We start from the raw sequence: 4691 nt of genomic DNA on the forward strand, positions 1-4691 counted from the left end.
ATCTTAACAAAGCCAAAAAATGCTCTTGTGAAGCAATATCAGAAGTTATTAGAACTTGATGATGTGGAACTAGAATTTACAGATGATGCACTTGTTGAGATTGCTAAAAAGGCCATTGAGCGTAAAACGGGCGCTCGTGGGCTACGTTCGATCATTGAGGGAATTATGCTTGATGTAATGTTTGATCTTCCTTCACGCAAAGATGTTGTCACTTGTGTGATTCACGCTAAGTGTATTACAGATCAAGAGTTACCGATCTTAAAAACAGAAGACGGCACTGAAATTTCGTTGTCTAAAGAAGAGCCGAAAGAAAGTGCATAATGAGCTTTTAAAGCACACCTCCAAAGCGGGGTGTGTTTTTTTTGTCTTCATCTAGAAAAAAGTAAAGAGGAATTTTTAGAACTCGCATTTTCTTTGGTTAGTGAGATAGTTGTCGGTCATACTAAGAAAAACAGTTAATGACTACATCAGGAGGTAACAGGATGAATTGGACAGCGATTGCATTAGTGATTCAGTTATTCTTTGGCGTGATTATAGGGGTGTACTYTTGGAATTTGTTAAAATCTCAACGAAACCAACGAGTGACAATTGATAGAGACTCTAAAAAAGAGATGGAACAATTAAGGAAGATGCGTGCCATACAATTAAGTGAACCATTATCAGAAAAGGTTCGCCCTATTAGTTTCGATGATATCGTCGGACAAGAAGAAGGGATTCGGTCACTGAGAGCAGCTTTATGTGGACCAAATCCTCAGCATGTTATTGTATATGGACCTCCAGGTGTCGGGAAAACGGCGGCAGCACGTCTCGTCTTAGAAGAAGCAAAGAAAAATAGTCAATCTCCATTTCGACACGAAGCGGTATTTGTAGAATTGGATGGAACGACAGCTAGATTTGATGAAAGAGGAATTGCTGATCCATTAATTGGTTCAGTACATGATCCTATTTATCAAGGTGCAGGCGCAATGGGTCAAGCAGGCATCCCCCAACCTAAACATGGAGCTGTGACAAAAGCACATGGTGGTGTTCTATTTATTGATGAAATCGGAGAACTTCATTCGATCCAATTAAATAAATTATTGAAAGTATTAGAAGATCGAAAGGTATTTCTTGAAAGTGCCTATTATAGCGAAGAAAATCAACAAATTCCTAAGCATATTCATGAAATTTTTCAAAAGGGGCTTCCGGCAGATTTTCGTTTAATCGGTGCAACGACASGTACGCCACAAGAATTACCTCCAGCGATCAGGTCAAGATGCCTAGAAGTGTATTTCCGTGCGTTAAAGCCACAAGAAATTGTATCAATTGCTAAAAAGGCCGTTGATAAGCTTGCATTTAAAGCAGAAGAACAAGCGATAGAACGTATCGCAAAATATGCTACAAATGGCCGTGAAGCAGTAAATATTGTTCAAATTGCAGCAGGTGTAGCTACGTCAGAAGGAAGAGAAGAAGTAACAATTAGAGATGTAGAATGGGTATTACATGCAAGCCAATTAACTCCTCGTCCAGAACGTAAAATACATGAAGATCCAGCAGTAGGGCTGGTTAATGGATTAGCAGTATTTGGTCCTAATATGGGCGCTCTTCTTGAAATAGAAGTTAATGTGATCGAAAATCGTGGCAAAGGATCTGTTAAYATCACAGGCATTGCCGAGGAAGAAAGTACTGGTAATCAAATGCGCTCCATAAGACGAAAAAGTATGGCCAAAGGATCTGTTGAAAATGTTGTAACCGTCCTTCGTCGAATGGGCATTCCAACTCAAGATTATGATGTACATGTGAATTTTCCGGGCGGTGGTCCTGTGGATGGACCTTCAGCTGGAATTGCTATAGCAACAGGTATTTTTTCTGCCATTCAAGGACATAAAGTCAAAAATACAATTGCCATGACGGGTGAGTTAGGCATTCACGGGTCGGTAAAGCCGATTGGTGGAGTCGTTGCTAAGGTAGAAGCTGCTAAATTAGCCGGTGCCACGCAAGTAATTATTCCGAAAGAAAATGAGCAAGCGATACTAAAGGAAGTAGACGGGATTGAAATTATTGCTGTTTCACATCTASATGAAGTACTGGAGTTAGCAATAGAGTGCGAAGAAGCTACTGAAGAGGTCATCCCTGCTAGTACCGGACTTAATACTTCCCCAACACCTGTTTAACGGGAATTTCAAGGTCAGCTCTTGATTTCTCTGGCTACTTACATTAGACAAAGAATGGGGGATAAGATAAAATTAGTGGAGATCAAATTCGAATCTTTTAGCAATTGAGCCAAATGAACCCAATTCATTCGAACTAGTTATTGCGAATGGATGTTAAGGTTTTCTTGATAAAGGGTATTGATTCGGAACTAGGAAATTTGGAGGTGTATGCGGATGGTCGCAGAAAAAACAAAACGAACTATTCCGCTTCTGCCTTTACGCGGCCTGCTCGTCTTCCCATCGATGGTACTTCATCTAGATGTTGGGCGTGCTAAGTCAGTACAGGCATTAGAATTTGCAATGAATGAAGATGAGGAAATCCTTTTATCTACACAAAAGGAAATTTCAATTGATGAACCAACGAATGATGAAATTTATTCAGTGGGAACTCTCGCTAAGATTAAACAATTGTTAAAACTTCCAAATGGTACAGTACGTATTCACGTTGAAGGACTGCACCGTGCAAGGATTGAAGAATATCTAGATAATGCTGATTTTCTTGAAGTAGAAATGACAGAGTTATCTAATGAACAAACAGATCGTACTGCTGAAACTCAAGCAATTATGAGAAACTTGCTGGAGATGTTTGAGCAATATACGAAGGTGAGTAAAAAAGTATCAGCAGAAACGTTAGCAACGGTTTCAGACATATCAGAACCTAGCCGCTTTGCAGATGTATTAGCATCTAATCTTCCCCTTAAGTTGGCTGAAAAGCAAGAGCTTCTTGAGATGAATAATGTGGTTGAAAGACTGCTTCATTTAATAGAGATTTTAAATAACGAACAAGAAGTGTTAGGCCTTGAGAAAAAGATTGGTCAGCGTGTAAAAAAATCAATGGAAAAAACGCAAAAAGAATATTATTTACGGGAACAAATGAAGGCGATTCAAAAAGAATTGGGCGACCGTGAAGGACGCACAGGAGAAGTAGCTTCTTTAAAAGAAAAAATTGAAGAAGCTACTATGCCAAAGTCTGTAGAAGAGAAAGCTCTTAAAGAGCTTGAWCGCTATGAGAAAATGCCAGCTAATTCAGCTGAAAGCTCCGTTCTGAGAAATTACATTGAGTGGCTTGTGCAATTACCGTGGACGAATGAAACTGAGGATCAACTCGATGYGAATCGTGCAGAAGATATTTTAAACGAAGATCATTATGGCTTAGAAAAAGTAAAAGAACGCGTACTTGAATATTTAGCCGTTCAACAATTAACAAATGAGCTAAAAGGTCCGATTTTATGTTTATCTGGCCCTCCTGGTGTCGGGAAAACATCGTTGGCACGTTCCATTGCTCGCTCACTTAATCGTAATTTTGTTCGCATATCGTTAGGCGGAGTGAGAGATGAAGCGGAGATACGTGGTCACCGTCGTACATACGTCGGCGCAATGCCAGGCCGGATGATCCAAGGAATGAAAAAAGCTGGGTCAATTAATCCGGTCTTCTTACTAGATGAAATTGATAAGATGGCAAATGATTTCCGTGGTGATCCTTCTTCTGCCTTATTAGAAGTGTTAGATCCTGAACAGAATCATACTTTTAGTGATCATTATATTGAGGAGCCATATGACCTTTCAAAGGTTATGTTTGTGACAACAGCTAACAACATTGCCACTATTCCTGGTCCYCTTAGAGATCGTATGGAAATGATTCATATTGCAGGGTACACGGAAGTGGAGAAAATGCAAATTGCTAAAAATTATCTCCTACCTAAGCAAATGAAAGATCATGGGCTATCAAAATCGATGATACAAGTAAAAGATGAGGCCATTCAAAAGGTCATTCGTTATTATACAAGAGAAGCAGGGGTTCGTAATTTAGAGAGACAACTTGCCACATTATGCAGAAAAGCTGCTAAAATGATCGTAACGGGTACCAAAAAGCGTGTTATACTTACTCAAAAGACCGCTGAGGAAATGCTAGGTAAACCACGTTTTCGCTACGGTATAGCAGAAGTAGAAGATCAAGTGGGAGCGGCTACTGGTCTTGCTTACACATCTGCCGGTGGTGATACATTATCTATTGAAGTATCGCTTTCGCCTGGTAAAGGTAAATTAACGTTAACAGGTAAATTAGGCGATGTGATGAAAGAGTCGGCGCAAGCTGCTTTTAGTTATATTCGTGCAAGGTCAAAAGAGCTTAACATTGATGCGGATTTTCATGAGAAAAATGATATCCATATTCATGTTCCAGAGGGTGCTACACCTAAAGATGGTCCATCAGCTGGGATTACTATGGCAACAGCCCTCATTTCTGCTTTGACTGGTCGTGTAGTAAAGAAAGAAGTAGGAATGACTGGGGAAATTACATTAAGAGGACGTGTACTACCGATTGGCGGACTTAAAGAAAAGTCAATGAGTGCACATCGAGCTGGTCTTAAGACGATCATCATTCCAAAAGACAATGAAAAAGATCTGGAAGATGTACCCGAAAGTGTTCGCCAAGATCTTAACTACATTCTAGTTGGGCACTTAGAAGACGTCTTAAAGCATGCGTTGGGAGAGAAGAAA

The 4691-nt window shown here is 39.9% G+C and carries 2 protein-coding genes and 1 pseudogene; all 3 read left to right on the plus strand.

Translation table 11 applies throughout. The features are described from left to right. Positions 1-321: pseudogene (locus AB685_RS26650) on the plus strand (ATP-dependent Clp protease ATP-binding subunit ClpX); the annotation flags it as partial. A gap of 161 nt (positions 322-482) precedes the next feature. Next, a complete protein-coding gene (lonB, locus tag AB685_RS26655; protein ID WP_047973617.1) occupies positions 483-2153 on the plus strand; it encodes an ATP-dependent protease LonB in 1671 nt (556 codons plus the stop codon). A 213-nt stretch (positions 2154-2366) separates the two neighbouring features. After that, on the plus strand, positions 2367-4691 hold a 2325-nt coding region (lon, locus tag AB685_RS26660; protein ID WP_047973618.1), incomplete at its 3' end, for an endopeptidase La.

It is taken from the genome of Bacillus sp. LL01 (assembly GCF_001037965.1).